Source organism: Hymenobacter sp. AT01-02 (genome assembly GCF_000961955.2).
Lineage (GTDB): Bacteria > Bacteroidota > Bacteroidia > Cytophagales > Hymenobacteraceae > Hymenobacter > Hymenobacter mucosus.
Map to the genome: position 1 here is coordinate 12328 of NZ_JZIR02000019.1, position 23030 is coordinate 35357.

Consider the following 23030-nt stretch of genomic DNA (forward strand, 5'->3'; position numbering starts at 1 on the left):
CAATTTTTTCCGTCCATGAGCGACTCTCCCGAACGGGTTCCGAAACTGAGCAAAGAAGAAAAAGATCGGCGTTTCCAGGCCGAACTCATGCCTGTGCTCGATCCACTGTACAACTTCGCCTTCCGGCTTACGCTTGATGAAGATGACGCAAATGACTTAGTACAGGAAACTTATCTGAAAGCATATCGCTTCTTTGAGTACTTCGAGCCGGGAACAAACGCCAAAGCGTGGCTGTTTCGCATCCTGAAAAATTCGTTCATCAACGATTTCCGCAAGAAAAGTAAGCAGCCAGCTAAGGTTGACTACAGCGAAATCGAAGGGTACTACAACTCGGAAGATGTAGAGGCCGACGGCGACGCCGGCAGCACATCAACCGATATGCGGCAGCAGGCCGTGCGCGACCTCATCGGCGACGAAGTGGCCAGCGCTTTGAACTCGCTGCCGGTGGATTTCCGCACGGTTATTATCCTCTGCGACCTGGAAGGTTTCACGTATGAGGAAATGGCAAAAGTGCTGGATATCCCTATCGGGACGGTGCGCTCTCGCTTGCACCGGGCACGTAATTTCTTGAAGGACAAATTGGAAAAATACGCCAAATCAATGGGCTATGGCTCAGAGAATGGCGACGATGACCTAGCGTTAGACGAAAATGAATAACTCACTGCCAACCCCCATTATGAAAGCTACCTCTACAAAGCAAACCAACCAGAGCGAGGCCGCCACGTCCGGACCCGACTGTGAACGTGTGAATACAATCCTTGATCAAATCATTGTTGGGCAGGAGCCCACGGCAGAAGACGAAGATTACTTCGTAAACCACGCCGAAGATTGCTCTCCTTGCTTCGATAGCATTGACAAGCAGCGTCTATTTGTTGACTTTTTGTCGCAGCATGTAGGCCGTAAGGGTGTGCCTTCTTCGCTGTCAAACACAATTCTTGCTCGCGTTAAGGCAGAAATGGCCTAATTTTACCCCATGCAGGGTAAAATCATCGCTTTCTCGGCTCCCTCGGGAGCTGGTAAAACCACTATTGTCCACCGGTTGCTTGAGCGCATACCGGAGCTAAGTTTCTCGATATCAGCGTGTACACGTGATAAGCGTGGGCGCACAGAAGCTAATGGTAAGGACTACTACTTCATCTCCGTTCAGGAATTTCAGGAGAAAATCCGCCAAGATGCCTTTGTGGAGTGGGAAGAAGTATACGAAGGTGCGTTTTATGGTACGCTCAAATCTGAAATTGAGCGCATCTGGGAAGGTGGTGAACATGCTGTTCTCGACGTTGACGTTAAAGGAGGCCTTAGTATAAAGGAGTTTTACAAAGAGCGGGCACTAGCCATTTTTGTAAAGCCACCTTCGCTAGAAGTCCTAGAGCAACGCCTACGTAACCGAGCAACTGATTCCGCCGCTAGTATTTCAGCACGCATCTATAAGGCAAACTTCGAGCTTACCTTCGAAGACCGCTTTGATGTGACTATTGTCAACGATGATTTAGACAAGGCCATTGACCAGGCTGAAAAACTAGTACGTGACTTTATTGCCCCCGAGCCAGCCGTTGTGTGAGTACGCCGTCTAATGCCGTCAAAGTAGGTTTACTGTTTGGTTCATTCAACCCGATCCATACAGGACACCTAATCTTGGCTAACTTCATGGCTACTCATACTGATTTAGACGCAGTATGGCTAGTTGTATCGCCGCAGAGTCCCTTCAAAGTAGGGCATGAGCTCTTAGCTGAGGAACATCGCTATGAGCTTGTGCGGCTAGCTATTGAGGGAAATGCGCAGCTACGAGCACTCGATATAGAGTTTCGGATGCCTAAGCCTAGTTACACAATCGATACGCTTGATGAGTTGCGGCGCCAGCATCCAGCGCATCATTTTGTATTACTGATGGGCGAAGACAACCTTCCCGGTCTACCTAAGTGGAAGGAAGCTGAGCGTATTCTGGCTGAACACGAAGTGTACGTATATCCAAGGCCGGACGTAGCTGCCACAGATGTGTATAGGCGCCCGGGAGTGAAAGTTGTAGAAGCTCCTTTGTTAGACATTTCAGCCACGTTTATTCGTGATTGTGTGCGCGCTGGCAAGTCTATCCGCTATTTAGTGCCTGAAACTGTTGAAGCTCGCATTCTGCAAGCTGACTACTGGCACTAAGTATACATTAACTAAAAAGCCCCCTCGCCTGACTATGCAAGCAAGGGGGCTTTTTTAGTTAAGTAGGCTACAAATCAGATGGTCATAATTTCTGATTCCTTCTTGCTTAGCAAGTCATCAACACGGCTGATGTAGCTATCTGTTGCCTTTTGCACTTTCGCTTCAGCATCTTTGATAGCATCTTCAGAAGCGCCTTCTTTAAGCAGTTTGCGAAGGGCATCATTCACATCCTTGCGAATGCCGCGAATGCGCACTTTGCCGCTTTCTGATTCGTTTTTGGCCTGCTTTACCAGCTCCCGCCGACGTTCTTCTGTCATAGCTGGAATGTTCAAGCGTACCCCTTCAGCATCTGACTGAGGATTAAGGCCTAGGTCACTATTCTTAATGGCCTTAGCAATTTCGCTGATCATGTTTTTCTCCCATGGCTTAATGAACAACGTACGAGCATCGGGAGCTGCAACGTTGGCCACCTGACCAATAGGGGTGGGGGTACCATAATAGTCAACTCGCAGTGAGTCGAGCATAGCTGGTGATGCCTTACCTGCCCGAATTCGTGTCATCTCTACGCCCGTGTGTTGCAGGGCTTTTCCCATTGACTCTTCGGCCTCGTCCAGGTAAAACTTTATTTCTTCGTCCATTGTGTGAAAGGAAAGAATTAGAGATAAGATCTGTAAGCAGAAGGGAAGCTGTTGATTAGCGTTGTGCAATGTATTCTGCTTGACGCTCCTTCTACCTCCTGATCAGGTGATTTAGTTAGTTAGAGGATGCTCGGTAGTAGGCTGTAAGCTGCTATGCTTAGCATCAAGCGTAGCGCTAGTGGTAGAACCGAGCATACTTACGCGAGTACCTACTGTTTCTCCCTCGATAAGACGTTGCAAGTTGCCTTCCTTATTCATATCAAATACGATGATAGGAAGGTTGTTTTCCTTGCACAGGGTAAAGGCTGTCATGTCCATTACGTTGAGGTTCTTCTCCATTACCTCGTCGAACGTGATTTCGGAGTAGCGAACAGCCGTTGGGTCTTTTTCTGGATCGGCAGTGTAGATGCCATCTACCCGCGTACCCTTCAGCACTACGTCTGCTTCAATCTCGATAGCGCGTAGTGAAGCAGCAGAGTCGGTAGTGAAGTAAGGAGAGCCAATGCCTGCTCCGAAAATAACTACTCGTCCTTTCTCCAAGTGACGTAATGCCCGGCGTCGGATGTACGGCTCACATACGCGCTGAATTGTAACACCAGAAAGCAACCGGGTAGGAATGCCCAACTTTTCTAGTGCGCTTTGCAGCGCCATGGAGTTAATTACAGTTGCCAACATGCCCATGTAGTCGCCCTGTACGCGGTCTAGGCCAAAAGCTTCGGCCTGCACACCACGGAAAATGTTGCCGCCCCCAATAACGACGGCAACCTGCGTGCCCGTCGCAGCTACAGCTTTGATTTCTTCAGCGTATTGCATCAGGCGCTCGGCATCAATGCCGTACTGTTGCTGACCCATTAGGGCCTCGCCGCTTAGTTTCAGCAGGATTCTGTTGTATTTCAAAGTACAGGGGGGTTAAGCGTAAGACGCGTTTATACTTGGTGAGAGTAGGCAAGCTACTAGAAATAGAGAGCAGAAGGATACGTACGCGAAAAGTGGGTTAGCTGAACTGAATCAACACTTGGCCCTTATTCACGTTGTCGCGCAAGCCAACTTTGATGCCCGTCACGGTACCGTCGCCAGGTGCTTTCAGAATGTTCTCCATTTTCATGGCCTCCAGCACTAGCAACGGGTCGCCCTTCTGTACGCTTTGTCCAGGTTCAACCCGAATAGCGACAATCAGACCTGGCATTGGTGCTTTCAGCTCATTTACTTTGCTGACTACCGCATTGCTCATACCCAGCTTATCAAGAAGCAAATCGAAGCGGTCTTTAGCTTGCAGCTCTAGGCGCTGTCCGTTAAGCTGCAGTACAAACGCTTTAGTAGCATAGTCAGCAGAAACTAGCTCCGCAGAATAAGACCGGCCCTCATGTAGCAAATGGTAACGCCCGTTTCCAAGAGGAATTAGGTCCCAAGTAAATGGTTGCCCATTCACAGTAATAGGTCCTCCAGAAGTGTAATCGATGTCCCAGAGTTGATCGGGGCTGGTGCGTACTTGTAGCATGTGAGGAGGGCGAGAGTGGGGCGGAAATGGGCATAAAGATAGGTCAAATCTGAAATAAATTCGGAACTTGACCCTTCATTCCCCCTATTGCCTTTCAGCATGAAATACCCGGTTCTTGGCATTATTGGCCTACTTCTGACTTGCCACATGGTGGCACCGGCTCAGGCAGTAAAGCCAGCCAAACCTGCTGCAACTCGCAAGAAAGTATCAGCTCCTGCTGAAGCTGCTACAACAACTCTGCCAGCACCCGCTCCTGTACCCAACTGGTTGCCCCCTACAGCTCCCGTTCAGCCAGCAGCTACTATTGTACATGATTTGCTTGATACGAAGCTGGATGTGCGGTTTGATTGGGCCAAGCAGTGGTTACTAGGTAGCGCGCTCCTCACCGTGCGCCCTCACTTCTACCCACAAACTCAATTAGTGCTCGATGCCAAAGGCTTCGACGTGAGGAGTGTGGAAATGGTAGCTAATGGTAAGAAGGGTAAAGACCTTAAATTCAGCTACGACAAGAAAAAGCTTACAATTACCCTCGACCGATCTTACACGCGTACTGAGCAGTACCAGGTACGAGTGCAGTATACAGCAAAACCAAACGAGCTACCTAAAGGCGGTGGTAGTGAGGCTATTACCGATGATAAAGGGCTTTACTTTATTAATCCTTTGGGCACGGAGAAAGGTAGGCCACGTCAGGTCTGGACCCAGGGAGAGACAGAAGGAAGTTCCTGCTGGTTTCCAACCATTGATAAGCCTAACCAGCGCATGACGCAGGAAATCAGCATTACAGTGGAAAACGGGTTAAAAACTCTTTCCAATGGCTTGCTTATTTCCACCAAGCGAAATCCAGATGGCACCCGTACCGATGTATGGAAGCAGAGCCTACCGCTGCGCCGTACCTTACGATGCTTGCCGTTGGCACTTTCTCTGTAATTACGGATACGTGGCGTGGCAAGCCAATTGAGTACTACGTTGACCCAGAGTTCCAGCACACGGCCAAGCAAGTTTTTGGCAACACCCCCGAGATGCTGGAATTTTATTCTAAAAAACTTGGCGTAGAGTTTCCGTGGGAGAAATACAGCCAGGTGGCTGTACACGACTTTGTGTCGGGGGCTATGGAGAATACCACCGCTACTACTATCCAACAGCAGCTAGTGCAGTTCTCAAACCGGGAACTGCCAGATATAGGCTACGAGTCGGAAGCAGTCATTACGCATGAGCTTTTCCATCAGTGGTTTGGCGACTATGTCACTACAGAATCATGGTCGAATTTGCCTTTAAACGAATCCTTCGCCGACTATTCTGAACTGCTGTGGGCCGAGTATAAATACGGTGCTGATGCCGCTGCATTTGTCCAGCAAACAAAGCTGAACAACTACTTGCAAGAGGCTCAAACGAAGCGTGAGCCGTTGATCCGGTATCAATACTTAAACCGGGAAGACATGTTCGACCGACACTCCTACGACAAAGGAGGACGAGTTTTGCATATGCTACGCAAGTACGTGGGCGATGAAGCGTTTTTCGTGGCCCTCAACCGCTACCTCACTCAAAACAAGTTTGCCTCCACCGAAATTGCCAAGCTGCGGATAGCATTTGAGGAAACGACAGGGGAGGATCTGATGTGGTTCTTTGACCAGTGGTTTATGCAGCGGGGACACCCTGAACTGCGTATTACTCACAGCTACGAAAACGGTCAAGTTGCGCTCCGGGTGCAGCAAGCGCAGGATACCTTATTTCAGCCAGTTTACCGTTTGCCAGTCACGGTTACCACGTGGTCTGGAAACCAGGCTACTGATCATCGGATTATCGTCACCAAAGCCAATCAGACGTTTCGCTTGCCCATAGCGCAGCGTCCTAGCCTAGTGAAGTTTGATAGCGAAGGTATTCTGCTAGCCGAGCTCGATGAGCAACGCACGCAAGATGAGCTTATCTTCCAGTTTAATCACGCCCGTAACTATTTACAGAAATACGAAGCTATTGAGGGCTTACGTAGTAAGTCTGGTGATCTGGTTGTTAGCGCTGTATTGCGCAGTGCATTAAACGACAACTTCTGGGCGGTTCGGCAAGTCGCGGCTGCAGGGTTACGTCGTTACAAGGGTCCCGAAGGTTCTGCAGTTCGCAAGGATCTAGAACGAGTAGCTATCAATGAAAAGGATAATCGAGTACGCGCCACTGCTATTACTACTCTATCTTCATTTGCAAATGAGGATTTCAGCAGCGTGTACTCAGCGGCGCTTAAAGACAGTTCTTACCTAGTAGTGGGAGCCGCAGTAGATGCCTTAGCTAAAGCGCCAACAATAGGCACTCGTGAGCAAATTAATGGGCTACAAGAAACGCGAAATGCCTCTCTGCTTACCGCTTTAGCGAATTACTATGGATTGAATGGGACGGCTGACCACTACCAATGGTTTTTACGACGCAGTCAAGATGCCCCCGCCGAGGTGTTATATACACTGCTAGAGAACTTCGGCGTGCTTATGCAGCGTATGCCTCCCATTGAGCGCGAGAAAGGTATTGCACGTCTCGAAACACTAGCTAGAACTCACCCCATATATTACGTACGACTAGGTGCGTACAAGGGCTTGAACGAGTTATCGAGTAGTATGCCTGCTTTAAAAACCACCCTCCGAGATATACGGACCAAGGAAAAAGACCAACGGTTAACCTCGATATACAGCCTCATTCAATAGACAACAGAAATTTTTTTTAGTTGTGGCCTTTCGAATCAATTCGCACGCTTATCCTAGATAGTCAAGTGGTTGTCGCCCTAATGAGCAGCGGCTGAATTAGGGTAGGAAGAAAAAAAACAAAACCTTTTTCGCTGAGGTCTTGACTTACGTCAGAAAGCCTCTAATTTTGCAACTCCAATCGACACACCACCGACACTTAGTCTTCGGGAAGTAGATGGGAATACTCTTCGCAATCGGCGTCAGAGGTAATAATTGGGGGGATTCCAGAGCGGCCAAATGGGACGGACTGTAACTCCGTTGTCTTACGACTTCGAAGGTTCGAATCCTTCTCCCCCCACAGTAGTGAAATAGTAAAACGATGAGCCTTTGAAGTAATTCATGGTTCATTGTTTTACTAGTTTACCGTACGCGGGAGTAGCTCAGTTGGTAGAGCGGCAGCCTTCCAAGCTGCAGGTCGCGGGTTCGAACCTCGTCTCCCGCTCGATGCTTAAGTCTGGCAACGAGAAATAGAGTAATCGCCCAAGTGGCAAATGTTCTTCTCCTGTCGTACCTTTGCCACATCAAATAAGCCGTTTTAGCTCAGTGGTAGAGCACTTCCTTGGTAAGGAAGAGGTCATGGGTTCAAATCCCATAAATGGCTCAGAATTACGAGTACCAACGGGGCAGCGCGACTGCACCGTTTGGAAACTGTCAGCAAAGTGAAGCGACGTGCAGTCCCGACTAAACGGAGCTGTGTTTCGCTTTCTTACTGTATAGTCTAGTCGCGTTTCCCCCTCTTTACCTCAAAATTCCTCTTAATCTCTTTACAATGGCTAAAGAAAATTTTGACCGGTCCAAGCCGCACGTAAACATCGGCACGATTGGTCACGTGGACCACGGCAAAACCACCCTTACTGCTGCCATCACCACGGTTCTGGCTAACAAAGGTCTGGCTGCCAAGCGCGACTTCTCTTCGATTGACAATGCTCCCGAAGAAAAAGAGCGTGGTATCACCATCAATACCGCTCACGTAGAATACGCTACCGAAAACCGTCACTACGCTCACGTTGACTGCCCTGGTCACGCTGACTACGTGAAGAACATGGTAACGGGTGCTGCTCAGATGGACGGTGCTATCCTTGTGGTAGCTGCTACCGACGGCCCAATGCCCCAGACTCGTGAGCACATCCTGCTCGCTCGTCAGGTAGGTGTACCTCAGCTGGTAGTGTTCATGAACAAAGTGGACATGGTGGATGACCCCGAGCTGCTTGAGCTTGTAGAAATGGAAATCCGTGAACTGCTCTCGTTCTACGACTTCGACGGCGACAACATTCCAGTTATTCAGGGTTCTGCTCTGGGTGGCCTGAACGGCGATGCTAACTGGGTTCCCAAGATTGAGGAACTGATGGCAGCTGTTGACAGCTACATTCCAATTCCTGCTCGTCTGACTGACCTGCCCTTCCTGATGCCAGTAGAGGACGTGTTCTCTATCACGGGTCGTGGTACGGTAGCAACCGGCCGTATCGAGCGTGGTATCATCAACTCGGGTGAGCAAGTTGAAATCCTCGGTATGGGTGCTGAGAACCTCAAGTCGACCGTAACTGGCGTTGAGATGTTCCGCAAAATCCTTGACCGTGGTGAAGCTGGTGACAACGTAGGTCTGCTACTCCGCGGTATTGAAAAAGAAGCCATCCGTCGTGGTATGGTTATTTGCAAGCCCGGTTCCGTTAAGCCTCACACTAAGTTCAAGGCTGAGGTGTACGTACTGTCGAAAGAGGAAGGTGGTCGTCACACTCCGTTCTTCAACAACTACCGCCCCCAGTTCTATTTCCGTACCACCGACGTTACCGGCATCATCTCGCTGGGCGAAGGTGTGGAAATGGTAATGCCTGGTGACAACGTAACTATCTCGGTTGAGCTAATCAACTCGGTAGCTATGGAAAAAGGTCTGCGTTTCGCTATCCGTGAGGGTGGCCGTACCGTAGGTGCTGGTCAGGTTACTGAAATCACCGACTAATTTTTTCCTAGATTCTAGGTAATCAACACAATCCGCCTCTGATTTTTTCGGGGGCGGATTTGTTTTGTTTAAAGAGTTTCCTACATTTGCAGTCCCAATCCAGCACCTTGAAGGCTTGGGACGCATACACGGGCGTAGTTCAAGGGTAGAATAGAGGTCTCCAAAACCTTTGATGGGAGTTCGAATCTCTCCGCCCGTGCCACCAAGAATAACGGCTGCTTCGGCAGCCGTCCTCTTAATCACCTAACTGGTGCCGGTATCATGAGCAAATTGTCTAACTATTTCCGCGAGACGTCCGAGGAGATGCGCTACAAAGTAACGTGGCCATCCATTGAAGAATTGCAGAAAAGTGCCGGCTTGGTATTGCTAGGCTCTTTGTTGTTTGCAGCCGTAGTTGGGTTGATGGATGTTGCCTTTAGCAAGAGCTTGGAAGCATTTTACACTTCGTTCCGTTAATCGGTAGAACATACGACAACAATGGGCGAATTGAAATGGTACGTGGTCCGTTCGGTTAGCGGACAAGAGAAGAAAGCAAAGACTTACCTGGAAACTGAAATTGGTCGTCATGGCCTATCAGAATTGGTACCACAGGTGCTGATACCAGTAGAAAAAGTTTTCGAAATGCGCAACGGTAAGAAGCGCGTTCGTGAACGGAATCTGTACCCTGGCTACATTATCATTCACGCTGATCTTACTCACGGTGAGGTTGATCACATTATCACTAGCACTCCTGGTGTAATTGGTTTTCTCAGCGACAAAGAGGGTAAGGCAGCTAGTCAAAACACGAAGCCAGTACCGTTGCATATCTCAGAGGTAAACCGCATTCTCGGGATTGTGGATGAGGCTGAAGAGCAAACTGCAACACTGGAAACCCCATTTGTAGTAGGGGAGCTAGTGAAGATCGTAGATGGAGGCTTTGCTGGAATGTCAGGTACTGTGTCGGAGGTGTTTGAGGAGCGTAAGAAGCTGAACGTTATCGTGAAAATTTTCGGCCGTAGCACTCCTATGGAGCTAAGCTATACTCAAGTCGAGAAGGAAGCGTAACTCATACAAAACGTCACCGATTATCCGCTCCGGGTCGGTGGTGCTTCCACTTAGGAGCAATCAAAAACTGAGGACGCTGCGTGTTACGATGCAGAGTCCGAAGCCCTTCAAACCAAATGGCCAAGGAAATTAGAGGTTATCTGAAGCTTCAGATAAAGGGAGGCGCCGCGAACCCCGCGCCGCCGGTTGGACCTGCACTTGGTAGCAAAGGCCTTAACATCATGGAGTTTTGCAAGCAGTTTAATGCTCGCACCCAGGATAAGGCCGGCCAAGTTTGTCCTGTACTCATCACCATGTACACCGATAAGTCGTTTGACTTCGTGGTGAAGACCCCTCCAGTTCCGGTATTGCTCATGGATGCTGCAAAGCTTCAGAGCGGCTCAAAAGAGCCTAACCGTAACAAAGTAGGGTCAGTATCATGGGACCAAGTGCGTACCATTGCCGAGACGAAAATGCCTGACCTCAACGCCTTCAAGGTTGAGTCAGCTATGAAGCAGGTAGCTGGTACGGCTCGCAGCATGGGCATCACCATCTCGGGTACTTCTCCCTTTGCTGAATAATTTAACAACGGAGAAGACACATGGCACAAATTAGCAAAAAGCGCAAGGAAGCCCTTGCTAAGCACGACCTAACCGAAATTCGGACCTTGGTGGAAGCTGCTAAAGTGGTAAAGGATATCACCTATACCAAGTTTGACGCTTCAGTTGACATCGACGTTCGCTTGGGTGTAGACCCACGCAAAGCTGACCAAATGGTTCGTGGCGTGGCTACACTGCCTCACGGCACCGGTAAGACCGTTCGTGTACTAGCCCTTGTAACCCCAGACAAAGAAGCCGAAGCTACCGCAGCTGGTGCTGATTATGTTGGTCTCGACGACTATATCTCGAAAATCGAAAAGGGTTGGACTGATATCGACGTAATCATCACGATGCCATCTGTTATGGCTAAGGTTGGTCGCTTAGGTCGTGTATTAGGTCCTCGTGGCCTGATGCCCAACCCTAAGTCTGGTACTGTAACCACTGATGTAGCCAAAGCTGTACAGGAAGTGAAAGCTGGTAAAATCGACTTCAAAGTTGATAAAACCGGTATCATTCACTGCTCAGTTGGTAAAGTGTCCTTTGACGAGCAAAAGCTTGCTGAAAATGCCATCGAAGTTATCCAGACGCTCCAGCGTTTGAAGCCTTCTTCGGCAAAAGGCACCTACATCAAGAGCATCACGCTTTCGAGCACAATGTCTCCTGCTGTTCCAGTTGACACGCAAGTAACTTCCGCCTAAGTTTTAATCAACACGACGATATGATCCGGGAAGACAAACAAGCCCTCGTCGACGAGTTGAGCGAGAAGTTTCAATCGCACAACGCGTTCTACATTGCCGATGCTTCGGGAATGTCGGTGGCGAAAATCAACGAATTCCGTCGCCTGTGCTTTACCCGCGGCATGGAGTTCAAAGTATACAAGAATACGTTCATTCGTAAAGCTCTCGACACCCTTGGTGGCGATACCGCTGAAATGGATGCAGCGTTGAAAGGACAGTCAGGCATTCTGTTCTCGAAAGAGTCAGGTAATGCTCCTGCTAAACTGCTCCAAGAGTTCTATAAAGCTCAGGCATATGGTAAAGGTGTTGAGCCTAAGCCTGCCTTGAAAGGTGCTTATGTAGACGCTAGTATCTATGTAGGTGCCAACCAGCTAGAGACACTCAGCACTATCAAAGGCAAAAACGAGCTTATCGGTGAAGTTATCGGTCTGCTCCAATCGCCAGCCAAGAACGTTATCTCTGCTCTATCGAGCGGTGGCAACATCCTTGCTGGTCTTATCAAAACGCTTTCCGAAAAAGAAGAGGTTGCAGGCTAACCGCTGCTCATCTTTTTCACTTTCAATTTCCAAAGTTCAACAACCCCCTTTTTAACAATCTACAGAAATGGCAGATTTGAAAGCATTCGCCGAGCAGCTCGTTAGCCTGACGGTAAAAGAAGTAAACGAACTGGCTACTATCCTGAAAGACGAGTATGGCATTGAGCCTGCTGCTGCTGCTCCCGTAATGGTAGCTGGTGGTGCTGGCGCTGGTGCTGCTGAAGCCGCTGAGGAGAAGACCTCGTTCGACGTAATCCTGAAGGCTGCTGGTGGCCAGAAGCTAGCTGTTGTGAAGCTGGTAAAAGACCTGACCGGCCTGGGCCTGAAAGAAGCCAAAGAACTGGTTGACGGTGCTCCTAAGCCCCTGAAAGAAGGTGTTGCTAAAGACGAAGCTGAGTCGCTGAAGAAGCAACTGGAAGAAGCTGGCGCTGAAGTAGAAGTTAAGTAATTTCTGCTGCCTGCTCGTAAAACCAGCAAATAAGGAGAGGCCTGGCAACTAAGCCAGGTCTTTTCCTGTTTGTAGGCAACAAACTAGTCGGAAGTTCGATTGCACGCCGCTTTGCGGCTTTTCGTGCCTACGGACGCCAGAAGCGCAAGGTTCTGCTTTGCGCTTTCGTGCGCCAAAAACTTTCGTTTTACCCAGGTGCCTAGTTCTGCTAGCTGCTTGGGTTGGATTCTCTCAGTATCCATTTCCTAACCCCACATACATTGGCTACACCGAAAGCACAGACAGGCTTGCAAAAACTGCAAGCGGCTGACGAGCGGATCAACTTCGCCAAGATTAAAAAGGTTATTGAGTACCCGGATTTCCTAGACGTGCAGGTTCGCTCGTTCATGGATTTCTTCCAGTTGGAGACGGCTGCCGAGAACCGTACCCATGAAGGCCTGTTTCAAGTATTCGCTGAGAACTTTCCGATTTCGGATTCGCGCGAAAACTTTGTTCTGGAATTCATTGACTACCACGTCGACCCGCCAAAGTACTCAGTTGACGAGTGCATCGACCGGGGCTTGACTTACTCGGTACCCCTGAAGGCTAAGTTGCGCCTGATCTGCAATGATACGGACAACGAGGACTTCGAGACCATTGAGCAGGAGGTTTTCTTAGGGAATATTCCTATATGACCGAAAAAGGCTCATTCGTAATCAACGGGGCAGAGCGCGTTATCGTTTCGCAGCTGCACCGCTCACCTGGTGTGTTCTTTGCGCAAAGCAAGCATACCAATGGTACTAAGCTGTATTCAGCTCGTATTATCCCGTTCAAAGGTTCGTGGATCGAATTTGCCACGGACGTGAACAACGTGATGTACGCCTACATCGACCGGAAGAAGAAATTTCCGGTTACTACACTGCTCCGTGCTATTGGCTACGGTACCGATAAAGACATTCTAGACTTGTTCGGACTGTCGGAAGAGGTGAAGGCTGATAAGAAAACACTCAAGAAGGCTGTAGGTCGCAAACTAGCTGCCCGTGTGCTCCGCACTTGGACGGAAGACTTTGTGGACGAGGACACCGGTGAAGTGGTGTCCATTGACCGGAATGAAGTTCTGTTGGAGCGCGATTCTACGATCGAGGAGGAAGACATTGACGTTATTCTTAACGCTGGTGCTAAGTCGGTAATTCTGCATCGTGAAAACGTAAACATTGCTGACTATGCAATTATTTACAACACGCTGCAAAAGGACAACTCCAACTCGGAGAAAGAAGCCGTTGAGCAAATCTATCGTCAACTCCGTAATACGGAAGCTCCTGACGAAGAAACTGCTCGTGACATCATCCAAAAGCTATTCTTCTCGGATAAGCGCTACGATCTCGGTGACGTAGGCCGCTACCGTATCAATAAGAAATTGGGTATTGACACGAACTGGGAGGCCCGCGTGCTAACCAATGAGGACATCGTCCTCATCGTGAAATACTTGATTGGTCTGATTAACTCAAAGGCCATTGTCGATGACATTGACCACTTGAGCAACCGTCGTGTGCGCACGGTAGGGGAGCAGCTCTATGCTCAGTTCGGCGTAGGCTTGGCCCGTATGGCGCGTACTATTAAGGAGCGCATGAACGTGCGTGACAACGAGGACTTCAAGCCAGTTGATTTGATCAACGCGCGTACGTTGTCGAGCGTGATTAACTCGTTCTTCGGTACGAACCAGCTTTCGCAGTTCATGGACCAGACGAACCCCCTAGCTGAGGTGACGCACAAGCGTCGCGTATCGGCACTAGGGCCAGGAGGTCTGTCGCGGGAGCGTGCTGGTTTCGAAGTACGTGACGTTCATTACACGCACTATGGTCGTCTGTGCACTATCGAAACGCCGGAAGGACCAAACATCGGTCTGATTTCGTCGTTGTGTGTGCACGCTCGCGTAAACTCAATGGGCTTCATTGAAACTCCCTACCGTACCGTAGATAACGGTAAGGTAGATACTACGGAGAACGTGAAGTATCTAACAGCTGAGGAAGAAGATACCCACCACATCGCACAGGCCAACGCCCGCATCGATGAGGATGGTAATTTTATTAACGACTTAGTAAAAGGTCGTTTTGAAGGTGACTTCCCAGTAGTAGGCCCAACGGAGTATAGCTACATGGACGTAGCTCCGAACCAGATTGTATCAGTTGCCGCTTCGCTTATTCCATTCTTGGAGCACGATGACGCCAACCGTGCCCTGATGGGTTCGAACATGCAACGCCAGGCGGTGCCGCTGTTGAAAGCGGAAGCTCCCATCGTGGGTACTGGTTTGGAAGGCCGCGTAGCTATTGACTCTCGTACCTTGGTGGTAGCCGAGGGTAACGGTGTTATTGATTACGTAGATGCCAACAAGATCGTAGTTAAATACGACCTGACGGAAGACGATATTCTTGTAAGCTTCGACGCTGAAAAGATTTCGTACGATCTGATCAAATTCCGTCGTACCAACCAGGATACTTGCATTAACCTGACTCCTTTGGTGAAGAAGGGTGAGCGGGTAACTAAAGGGCAACCTTTGTGCGAGGGCTACGGCACAAACAAAGGTGAACTAGCTCTTGGCCGCAACATGCAGGTAGCCTTCATGCCATGGCAGGGCTACAACTTCGAGGATGCTATTGTAATCTCGGAGCGCGTTGTTCGCGACGACATCTTTACCTCAATCCATATTGAGGAATTCGAACTAGAGGTGCGCGAGACCAAGCGTGGTGAAGAAGAGTTGACGTCAGAAATTCCAAACGTGAGCGAAGAAGCCGTGCGTAACCTCGACGACAACGGTATCATCCGTTTGGGTGCTGAGGTTCGTGAAGGTGATATCCTCATCGGTAAGATCACGCCGAAAGGCGAGACTGACCCGACCCCGGAAGAGAAGCTGCTCCGCGCCATCTTTGGTGACAAAGCTGGCGACGTGAAAGATGCCTCGCTTAAGGCGCCACCATCATTGAACGGGGTAGTTATCGGCACTAAGCTGTTCTCTCGTCCTAAGAAAGACAAAAACCTACGGGCCAAGTCAAAGAAGGAAGTAGAAGAACTGAAAGAGTCGTACGCTCGTGAGTTGCGCGGCATCAAAGCTGTGATGATCGACAAGCTGGTAGAATTGCTGGAAGGCAAGACCTCGCAGGGCGTGAAGCACAAGTTTGGTGACGAAATCCTGACCAAGGGGGCCAAATTCGGTAAGAAGAACATCACGGATGCTCTCTTCCCCGAGAAGAACCCTTACAAGGATGAAAGCAATTATGCCGTGCCAGAAGAGGTGAATATGTTCAAAGACCTCATTCTGGAGAACTGGACCGCTGATGCAAAAGTGAATGGCATGTTGACGGAGTTGGTGAAGAACTACACCAAGAAGCGTAACACCATCACTGCTCGCTTCAAGCGTGACCGGTTTACCCTGGAAGTAGGTGACGAACTCCCTGCTGGTATCGTGCAGCTAGCCAAAGTATACATTGCCAAGAAGCGTAAGCTGAAGGTAGGTGATAAGATGGCAGGCCGTCACGGTAACAAAGGGGTAGTAGCCCGCATCGTGCGCGATGAGGATATGCCTTTCCTGCCCGACGGTACGCCAATGGACATCGTGCTTAACCCGCTAGGTGTACCAAGCCGTATGAACATCGGCCAGATCTACGAGACCGTACTCGGCTGGGCTGGCTTGAAGTTGGGCCGTACCTACGCTACGCCCATTTTCGACGGTGCTACCGAAGAGGAGGTATCGCGCGAACTAACGGAAGCTGGTCTACCACACTTCGGCCGTGCTTACCTGCACGACGGTCTCACCGGTCAGCGTTTCGACCAGCCGGTAACCGTTGGGGTAATTTACATGCTGAAGCTGGGTCACTTGGTTGATGATAAGATGCACGCCCGCTCCATCGGACCGTACTCGCTCATCACCCAGCAGCCGCTTGGTGGTAAGGCCCAGTTCGGTGGTCAGCGCTTCGGCGAAATGGAAGTATGGGCTCTGGAGGCCTTCGGTGCTTCCAACGTCCTCCAGGAAATCCTGACTGTGAAGTCGGATGACGTGGTAGGCCGTGCCAAAGCGTACGAAGCCATTGTGAAAGGTGACGTACTGCCCAAGCCGAATATCCCGGAGTCATTCAACGTACTCATTCACGAGCTACGTGGTCTGGCCCTGGAAATCACGCTTGACTAAGGTTTGAAAATGGTGGCTGCTGATGCGCGAGTGTTGGCAGCCACTTTTCAAGTCTTCTGATAATAGCATACCCGCGGTTCGGGAAACCGATAACATCATCTGCTGGCGTCGTTCCGAGATATGGTCAGAACGGCAAACAGGCCTAGCAGAAGTTGGCCGCACCTTGATTCAGTCTTCTGAGTCACCCGAGTACCAGACCTGGCGGAAACCTACTGCGTGGCGTACCTATCCGACCCACAGAGCACTTTTCGCAGAGTCGAACTGTTATGTTCTCTCCGACCATTCTTAAGACTGGCGGAACCAACGAACAGATAAAAGCCACCAGCTAACAACAGCTACTCTACATGGCGTTTGCAAAAAACAAAAAACTGGTACAGGACTTCTCGAAAGTTACCATTTCGCTGGCCTCGCCCGAATCCATTCTGGAGCGGTCGAACGGTGAAGTTGTAAAGCCTGAGACGATTAACTACCGGACGTACAAGCCCGAGATGGGTGGCTTGTTCTGCGAGCGGATTTTCGGTCCCGTAAAGGACTGGGAATGCCACTGCGGTAAATACAAGCGCATCCGATACAAAGGCATTATCTGCGACCGTTGCGGCGTAGAGGTGACCGAGAAGAAAGTACGTCGGGAGCGGATGGGCCACATCGAACTGGTGGTGCCTGTTGCGCACATCTGGTACTTCAAGTCCCTGCCTAACAAAATCGGCTATCTGCTGGGCCTGCCCACCAAGAAGCTCGACCAGATTATCTACTACGAGCGCTACGTAGTAGTGCAGCCGGGTGTGCTGGCCGAAGAAGGCGTACAGCAACTCGACTTCTTAACTGAAGATGAATACCTCGATATCATCGACAAGCTCCCCCGGGAGAACCAGATGCTGCCAAACGAGGATCCAAATAAATTCATCGCCCGTATGGGTGCTGATGCTCTACAGCTATTGTTGGAGCGCATCAACCTCGACGAGCTATCGTACTCGTTGCGTGACTCTGCTGCGCACGAGACGTCGCAGCAGCGTAAGGCTGAAGCATTGAAGCGTCTGCGGGTTGTAGAAGCTTTCCGCGACGCCGCTACCCGAGTGGAGAACAAGCCTGAGTGGATGGTAATCCGCATGGTGCCGGTTATTCCCCCGGAACTGCGCCCCCTCGTGCCGTTGGATGGTGGCCGTTTTGCTACTTCTGACTTGAATGACCTGTACCGTCGCGTAATTATCCGTAACAACCGCCTCAAGCGCCTGATTGAAATTAAGGCTCCTGAAGTGATTCTGCGGAACGAGAAGCGCATGTTGCAGGAAGCTGTTGACTCGCTCTTCGACAACTCACGTAAGGTTAACGCCGTGCGTGCAGAAGGTAACCGCGCGCTGAAGTCGCTGTCTGATATGCTGAAAGGCAAGCAGGGCCGCTTCCGTCAGAACCTGCTCGGTAAGCGTGTTGACTACTCTGGCCGTTCGGTTATTGTAGTAGGCCCTGAGCTGAAGCTGCACGAGTGCGGTCTGCCCAAGAACATGGCAGCCGAGCTGTTCAAGCCATTCATCATCCGTAAGCTCATCGAGCGCGGTATCGTGAAGACGGTGAAATCGGCTAAGAAAATCGTTGACCGCAAGGACGCCGTAGTATGGGACATTCTGGAGAACGTGCTGAAAGGCCACCCAGTGCTCCTGAACCGTGCTCCTACGCTGCACCGCTTGGGTATTCAGGCGTTCCAGCCCCGCCTCATCGAGGGTAAAGCTATTCAGCTGCACCCGCTGGTATGTACGGCTTTCAACGCTGACTTTGACGGTGACCAGATGGCTGTGCACGTTCCCCTAGGACCGGCCGCTATCCTGGAAGCCTCTATGCTGATGCTGGCGTCGCACAACATTCTGAACCCCGCCAACGGAGCGCCCATCGCGGTACCGTCGCAGGACATGGTTCTTGGCCTGTACTACGTAACCAAAGGCAAGCGCAGCACCGAAGACGAGCAGATCCAGGGCGAAGGCCGCATGTTCTACTCGGACGAGGAAGTAGTTATTGCTATCAACGAAGGTCAGCTGTCGAAGCACGCCTATATTAAGGTGCGCACGAAGGTTCGTGATGAGGAAGATAACCTTGTAACGAAGATTATTGAGACAGTGGCTGGCCGCGTGCTGTTCAACCAGCTCGTACCTGAGGAAGTAGGTTTCGTAGATGAGTTGCTGACCAAGAAGAAGCTGCAGCAGATCATCTCGATGGTGTTCAAGCGTACGGGCATGGCCCGCACGGCGCAGTTCCTCGACGACATTAAGACGCTGGGCTTCCAGTCGGCTTATAAAGGTGGTCTGTCGATGGGTCTGGGTGATATCAACATCCCGAAAGAGAAAGACGCTCTAATTGCCCAAGCCCAAGCTGATGTAGCTGCCGTAACGCAGAACTATCAGATGGGTCTAATTACGGACAACGAGCGTTACAACCAGGTTATCGACATCTGGACCCGCATCAACAACCAAATCACTGAAACCCTCATGGGTCGCCTCGAAAAGGAGAACCAGGGCTTCAACTCGATTTACATGATGATGCACTCCGGTGCCCGTGGTTCGCGCGAGCAGATTCGTCAGCTCGGCGGTATGCGTGGTCTGATGGCTAAGCCACAGAAGTCATTGCAAGGTTCGGTTGGTGAGATTATCGAAAACCCGATTCTGTCTAACTTCAAAGAAGGCCTAGACGTAATTGAGTACTTCATCTCTACCATGGTGCCCGTAAGGGTCTTGCTGACACTGCACTGAAAACGGCCGACGCCGGGTACCTGACTCGTCGTCTGGTAGACGTTTCGCAGGACGTAATCGTAAACGAAACTGACTGCGGCACGCTACGTGGCATCGAGACCTTCGCCTTGAAGGATAACGAAGATGTAGTAGAGCCGCTGGCTGAGCGTATACTGGGTCGAGTAGCTGTACACGATATCATTGATCCGCTCACGGACGAAGTAATTCTGCCGGCTGGTGAGGAAATCACGGAGGATATCACGCGCCGCGTAGATGCTACCAGCATCGAGTCGGTAGAGATTCGTTCGGTATTGACTTGCGAATCGAAGCGTGGTATCTGCGCCAAATGCTACGGCCGTAACCTGTCGTCGGGCCGCATGGTACAAAAGGGCGAGGCTGTGGGCGTAATTGCTGCTCAGTCTATCGGTGAACCCGGTACCCAGCTGACCTTGCGTACCTTCCACGTAGGTGGTACTGCCTCAAACATTGCCGTAGAGGCTAGCCTTCGCGCCAAGTTCAATGGTGTGATTGAGTTCGAAGACATCCGGACCGTAGAAACTGCCAACGCCGACGGCGAGCCAGTGAAAGTGGTGATGGGTCGCTCGGGTGAGATTCGCATCGTGGAGAAAGGCACTGGCAAGGTGTTCATCTCGAACCACGTGCCGTACGGTTCGTTCTTGTTGGTTGAAGAAGGCCAAGAGGTAGAGAAAGGCCAAGAACTGAACAACTGGGACCCTTACAACGCCGTTATTTTGGCTGAGTTTGATGGTACCGTTCAGTACGACGCTATTACTGAAGGTATCACCTACCGTGAGGAATCGGACGAACAGACCGGTCACCGCGAGAAAGTGATTATCGAATCGAAGGCAAAGGATCAGAACCCTGCTATCATTGTTCGCCCCGGCAAGAAAGGTGACCTGGAAGGCTCCAAAGGCTACTCTATTCCAGTTGGCTCGCACTTGAACGTGGAGAACGGTGAGAAGATCAAGGCTGGTCAGATTCTGGCTAAGATTCCGCGTGCCGTGGGTAAAACTCGCGACATCACCGGTGGTCTACCTCGCGTTACCGAACTCTTCGAAGCGCGTAACCCATCGAACCCAGCCGTTGTAGCTGAAATCGACGGTGTAGTAACCTATGGTACGGTGAAGCGTGGTAACCGTGAAATCTTCGTGGAGTCGAAAGACGGCGTGAAGAAGAAGTACATGGTGCCGCTGTCGAAGCACATTCTTGTGCAGGACAATGACTTCATCCGGCTGGTGCGCCGCTTTCAGATGGTGCTATCACCCCAACGGATATTCTGAACATTCAGGGTCCAGGTGCAGTGCAGGAATACCTCGTGAATGAAATTCAGGAAGTATACCGCTTGCAGGGTGTGAAAATCAATGATAAGCACATTGAGGTGGTAGTTCGCCAGATGATGCAGAAAGTGGTTATCCTTGATGCCGGTGACACGACCTTCCTTGAGCACCAGGTAATCGACAAGATTATCTTCATGGAAGAGAATGATACCATCATCGATATGAAGGTGGTAACCAACGCGGGTGATTCTACGAACTTGAAGCCCGGCCAGATTGTAACGGCTCGTCGCCTGCGTGATGAGAACAGCAGCCTGCGCCGCCGCGACCTTGCTCTTGTAGAAGTGCGCGAAGCCCAGCCTGCCGTATCACGGCCCACGCTGCAAGGCATCACGCAAGCTTCGCTGGGCACTCAGTCGTTTATCTCGGCCGCATCCTTCCAGGAGACGACCAAGGTGCTGTCCGAAGCCGCCATCCGTGGTAAGGCCGACGAACTGCTGGGTCTGAAAGAGAACGTAATCGTTGGTCACCTCATTCCAGCTGGTACCGGTCTGCGCGAGTACACTCGCCAGATCGTAGGCTCGAAGGAGGAACTGGAAGCTGCTCAAGCGGCCAAGTCCGACGACGTAGTAGCTCCTACCAAGCGTACTGCACGCGCCTCACGCCGCGAGTCAGTTTCGGAGTAACATCCGGAGCATATAGTAAATAAGGAAAGCCGGCCAGAGAAATACTGGTCGGCTTTTTCTTTTATCCGTACTTGTCATTTCACGCCGCTGGTCCAGCGTCTTCAACTTTCATCTACATGGCCCAACAACATCAACCGGAAACCGACGCCAACGTTCCTCAAGATTCAAATGCTATCAATATTGAGTTGACCGAAGAAATAGCCGAGGGCGAATACGCTAACCTTGCCATGATTGCACATAGCAGTAGTGAATTCGTGGTCGACTTCATTCGCTTAATGCCAGGGCTACCGAAGGCAAAGGTGAAAGCTCGCATTGTGTTGACACCCGAGCATGCAAAGCGTTTGCAGGCCGCCTTAGCTGAAAATATTGAGCGTTACGAGCAAGCTCATGGTGCTATCAAGCATCAGCAAGACGGGCCTATGTACCCAATGGGGTTCGGTGGTAAAGTGGGGGAGGCATAATTCTAGAAATAGTGCAATGAGCGGAGCGGCTTTTATCGGAAAGATAGAAGCCGCTTCTTTGTTTTATCTAACTATAGGGGAATGAGTAACGTAACTAAATTGAATGTGGAGAGATTATGTGATAGTAATAGCATAGAAGAAGGGGAAACGAATACGTTCTGAGTCGTGTAGTTGACCCTAGAAGTAGATTTTTGAGGTGCTAAAATGCCCGTATGATTTCTCTAAAATTAACTATTTCAACCTGTTTGCTATTTCGAGGCAACTTCTATACCTTTGCAAGCCTAATTTTTGGAGAGAACCCTCCTAGACAAAACATTCCGTAGATGCCTACCATCAACCAGTTAGTACGAAAAGGCCGCGAGAAGCTGACGACGAAGTCGAAGTCGCCGGCTCTTGACTCGTGCCCGCAGCGCCGTGGCGTTTGCACCCGTGTGTACACCACCACGCCTAAGAAGCCGAACTCGGCTATGCGTAAAGTTGCCCGTGTGCGCCTCACCAATGGCAAAGAAGTTAACGCCTACATCCCTGGTGAAGGCCACAACCTGCAGGAGCACAGCATCGTGCTGATCCGTGGTGGCCGTGTGAAAGACCTTCCCGGTGTACGTTACCACATCATCCGTGGCGCTCTTGACACTGCCGGTGTAAACGGCCGTCTGCAGCGTCGTTCGAAGTACGGCGCTAAGCGTCCGAAGCCAGGCCAAGCTGCCGCAGCAGGCAAAGGTGGCAAACCAGCACCCGGCAAGAAAAAGTAATTGAACGAGTGAGGTAGTGCCCAGTGCCGGATAGCACATGGTTCTTATCCCACTGCTCACTGCCGTAACACTCATTTCTACACCCATGAGAAAGTCAAAACCAAAAAAGCGCATCCTCCTGCCGGACCCCAAGTTCAAGGAGACGCTAGTGACCCGCTTCGTTAACTACATGATGTACGACGGGAAGAAAAACCTGGCCTACGGTATTTTCTACGATGCCTGCGAACTGGTTGAGCAGCGCACCAAAGAGAGCGGCCTGGAAATGTGGCGTAAAGCCCTGAACAATGTAATGCCAACTGTAGAAGTGAAGAGCCGCCGTGTAGGTGGTGCTACCTTCCAGGTGCCTACTGAAGTTCGCCCAGATCGTCGCATTGCTGTTGGCTCGAAGTGGCTGATTCAATATGCTCGTCGTCGTGGTGAGAAAACCATGAAAGACAAGTTGGCTGGCGAAATCATTGCTGCCGCCAAAGGTGAAGGTGCTGCCGTGAAGAAAAAGGACGACACGCACCGGATGGCAGAAGCCAACAAGGCCTTCTCGCACTTCCGCTTCTAATCAGACCTGGCAGGGACTTTAGAAGTTGTGGGCTTAGGGAATGAGAAAAATAATTTTCGCGTTCTACAAGCTCAACTGCTGAATTCCCTACGTCACAAAA

At 50.6% G+C, this 23030-nt stretch carries 19 protein-coding genes, 4 tRNA genes and 2 pseudogenes; 22 read left to right on the forward strand and 3 right to left on the reverse strand.

Going from position 1 to position 23030, the window contains the following annotated elements:
• The first annotated feature begins 15 nt into the window (after positions 1 to 15).
• Genes VI25_RS08580 through nadD form a run of 4 tightly spaced genes read left to right on the forward strand, consistent with a single transcriptional unit; the run spans position 16 to position 2148 of the window.
• The gene (locus tag VI25_RS08580) at positions 16 to 657 is read left to right on the forward strand and encodes a sigma-70 family RNA polymerase sigma factor (protein ID WP_045688432.1); all 642 of its coding nucleotides are present in this window, start codon (positions 16 to 18) and stop codon (positions 655 to 657) included.
• Positions 658 to 676: 19 nt separating this feature from the next.
• A complete protein-coding gene (locus tag VI25_RS08585; RefSeq protein WP_045688433.1) occupies positions 677 to 964 on the forward strand; it encodes a hypothetical protein in 288 nt (95 codons plus the stop codon).
• Between the two features lie 9 nt (positions 965 to 973).
• Positions 974 to 1558: a guanylate kinase gene (gmk, locus tag VI25_RS08590; RefSeq protein ID WP_045688434.1), complete on the forward strand. Its 585-nt coding sequence runs from the start codon at positions 974 to 976 to the stop codon at positions 1556 to 1558.
• A complete protein-coding gene (gene nadD, locus VI25_RS08595; protein ID WP_045688435.1) occupies positions 1555 to 2148 on the forward strand; it encodes a nicotinate (nicotinamide) nucleotide adenylyltransferase in 594 nt (197 codons plus the stop codon). Before gmk ends, nadD begins: the two co-directional genes overlap by 4 nt.
• 74 nt (positions 2149 to 2222) lie before the next feature.
• Here the strand turns inward: nadD and frr are convergent, their stop codons facing one another.
• The 3 genes from frr to VI25_RS08610 all read right to left on the reverse strand — a co-directional run bounded on the left by frr (position 2223) and on the right by VI25_RS08610 (position 4284).
• A complete protein-coding gene (frr, locus tag VI25_RS08600; protein WP_045688436.1) occupies positions 2223 to 2786 on the reverse strand; it encodes a ribosome recycling factor in 564 nt (187 codons plus the stop codon).
• Between the two features lie 111 nt (positions 2787 to 2897).
• A complete protein-coding gene (gene pyrH, locus VI25_RS08605) occupies positions 2898 to 3683 on the reverse strand; it encodes a UMP kinase (protein WP_045688437.1) in 786 nt (261 codons plus the stop codon).
• 97 nt (positions 3684 to 3780) lie between these two features.
• Positions 3781 to 4284, reverse strand: coding sequence for a biotin/lipoyl-containing protein (locus VI25_RS08610; RefSeq protein ID WP_045688438.1), 504 nt, complete (start codon positions 4282 to 4284; stop codon positions 3781 to 3783).
• Between the two features lie 99 nt (positions 4285 to 4383).
• On the opposite strand from VI25_RS08610, the gene VI25_RS26670 reads away from it, so the two are divergent.
• The 18 genes and pseudogenes from VI25_RS26670 (at position 4384) to rpsG (ending at position 22930) form a co-directional block, all read left to right on the forward strand.
• Positions 4384 to 5211: a hypothetical protein gene (locus tag VI25_RS26670; protein ID WP_052695191.1), complete on the forward strand. Its 828-nt coding sequence runs from the start codon at positions 4384 to 4386 to the stop codon at positions 5209 to 5211.
• A complete protein-coding gene (locus VI25_RS08620) occupies positions 5184 to 6968 on the forward strand; it encodes a M1 family aminopeptidase (protein WP_052695192.1) in 1785 nt (594 codons plus the stop codon). The genes VI25_RS26670 and VI25_RS08620 overlap by 28 nt, the downstream gene beginning before the upstream one ends.
• Positions 6969 to 7222: 254 nt before the next feature.
• A tRNA-Tyr gene (locus VI25_RS08625) sits at positions 7223 to 7305 on the forward strand.
• Between the two features lie 71 nt (positions 7306 to 7376).
• Positions 7377 to 7449 (forward strand) — tRNA-Gly (locus tag VI25_RS08630).
• A gap of 87 nt (positions 7450 to 7536) precedes the next feature.
• Positions 7537 to 7608 (forward strand) — tRNA-Thr (locus VI25_RS08635).
• Between the two features lie 168 nt (positions 7609 to 7776).
• Positions 7777 to 8964: an elongation factor Tu gene (tuf, locus tag VI25_RS08640; protein ID WP_045688439.1), complete on the forward strand. Its 1188-nt coding sequence runs from the start codon at positions 7777 to 7779 to the stop codon at positions 8962 to 8964.
• A 128-nt stretch (positions 8965 to 9092) separates the two neighbouring features.
• A tRNA-Trp gene (locus tag VI25_RS08645) sits at positions 9093 to 9166 on the forward strand.
• Positions 9167 to 9225: 59 nt separating this feature from the next.
• Positions 9226 to 9420, forward strand: a complete 195-nt coding sequence (secE, locus tag VI25_RS08650; protein WP_045688506.1) for a preprotein translocase subunit SecE — start codon at positions 9226 to 9228, stop codon at positions 9418 to 9420.
• Positions 9421 to 9441: 21 nt separating this feature from the next.
• Complete coding sequence (gene nusG / locus VI25_RS08655) at positions 9442 to 10008, forward strand: transcription termination/antitermination protein NusG (RefSeq protein ID WP_045688440.1); 567 nt, start codon at positions 9442 to 9444, stop codon at positions 10006 to 10008.
• A gap of 116 nt (positions 10009 to 10124) precedes the next feature.
• Positions 10125 to 10568 (forward strand): 50S ribosomal protein L11, encoded by a 444-nt coding sequence (gene rplK / locus VI25_RS08660; protein WP_045688441.1) that lies wholly within the window; start codon positions 10125 to 10127, stop codon positions 10566 to 10568.
• 20 nt (positions 10569 to 10588) lie between these two features.
• On the forward strand, positions 10589 to 11284 hold the full coding sequence (rplA, locus tag VI25_RS08665) for a 50S ribosomal protein L1 (RefSeq protein WP_045688442.1): 696 nt from the start codon (positions 10589 to 10591) through the stop codon (positions 11282 to 11284).
• 20 nt (positions 11285 to 11304) lie between these two features.
• Complete coding sequence (gene rplJ, locus VI25_RS08670) at positions 11305 to 11859, forward strand: 50S ribosomal protein L10 (RefSeq protein WP_045688443.1); 555 nt, start codon at positions 11305 to 11307, stop codon at positions 11857 to 11859.
• A gap of 67 nt (positions 11860 to 11926) precedes the next feature.
• A complete protein-coding gene (rplL, locus tag VI25_RS08675; protein ID WP_045688444.1) occupies positions 11927 to 12307 on the forward strand; it encodes a 50S ribosomal protein L7/L12 in 381 nt (126 codons plus the stop codon).
• Between the two features lie 296 nt (positions 12308 to 12603).
• A pseudogene (gene rpoB, locus VI25_RS08680) lies at positions 12604 to 16469 on the forward strand (DNA-directed RNA polymerase subunit beta).
• 344 nt (positions 16470 to 16813) lie between these two features.
• A pseudogene (gene rpoC / locus VI25_RS08685) lies at positions 16814 to 21164 on the forward strand (DNA-directed RNA polymerase subunit beta').
• A gap of 116 nt (positions 21165 to 21280) precedes the next feature.
• Complete coding sequence (locus VI25_RS08690; RefSeq protein ID WP_045688445.1) at positions 21281 to 21625, forward strand: DUF3467 domain-containing protein; 345 nt, start codon at positions 21281 to 21283, stop codon at positions 21623 to 21625.
• Between the two features lie 323 nt (positions 21626 to 21948).
• Positions 21949 to 22377 carry a 30S ribosomal protein S12 gene (gene rpsL / locus VI25_RS08695; protein WP_045688446.1) on the forward strand — a complete coding sequence of 143 codons (429 nt, stop codon included), beginning with the start codon at positions 21949 to 21951 and terminating at the stop codon, positions 22375 to 22377.
• 85 nt (positions 22378 to 22462) lie between these two features.
• Positions 22463 to 22930 carry a 30S ribosomal protein S7 gene (gene rpsG, locus VI25_RS08700; RefSeq protein ID WP_045688447.1) on the forward strand — a complete coding sequence of 156 codons (468 nt, stop codon included), beginning with the start codon at positions 22463 to 22465 and terminating at the stop codon, positions 22928 to 22930.
• Positions 22931 to 23030 lie beyond the last annotated feature (100 nt).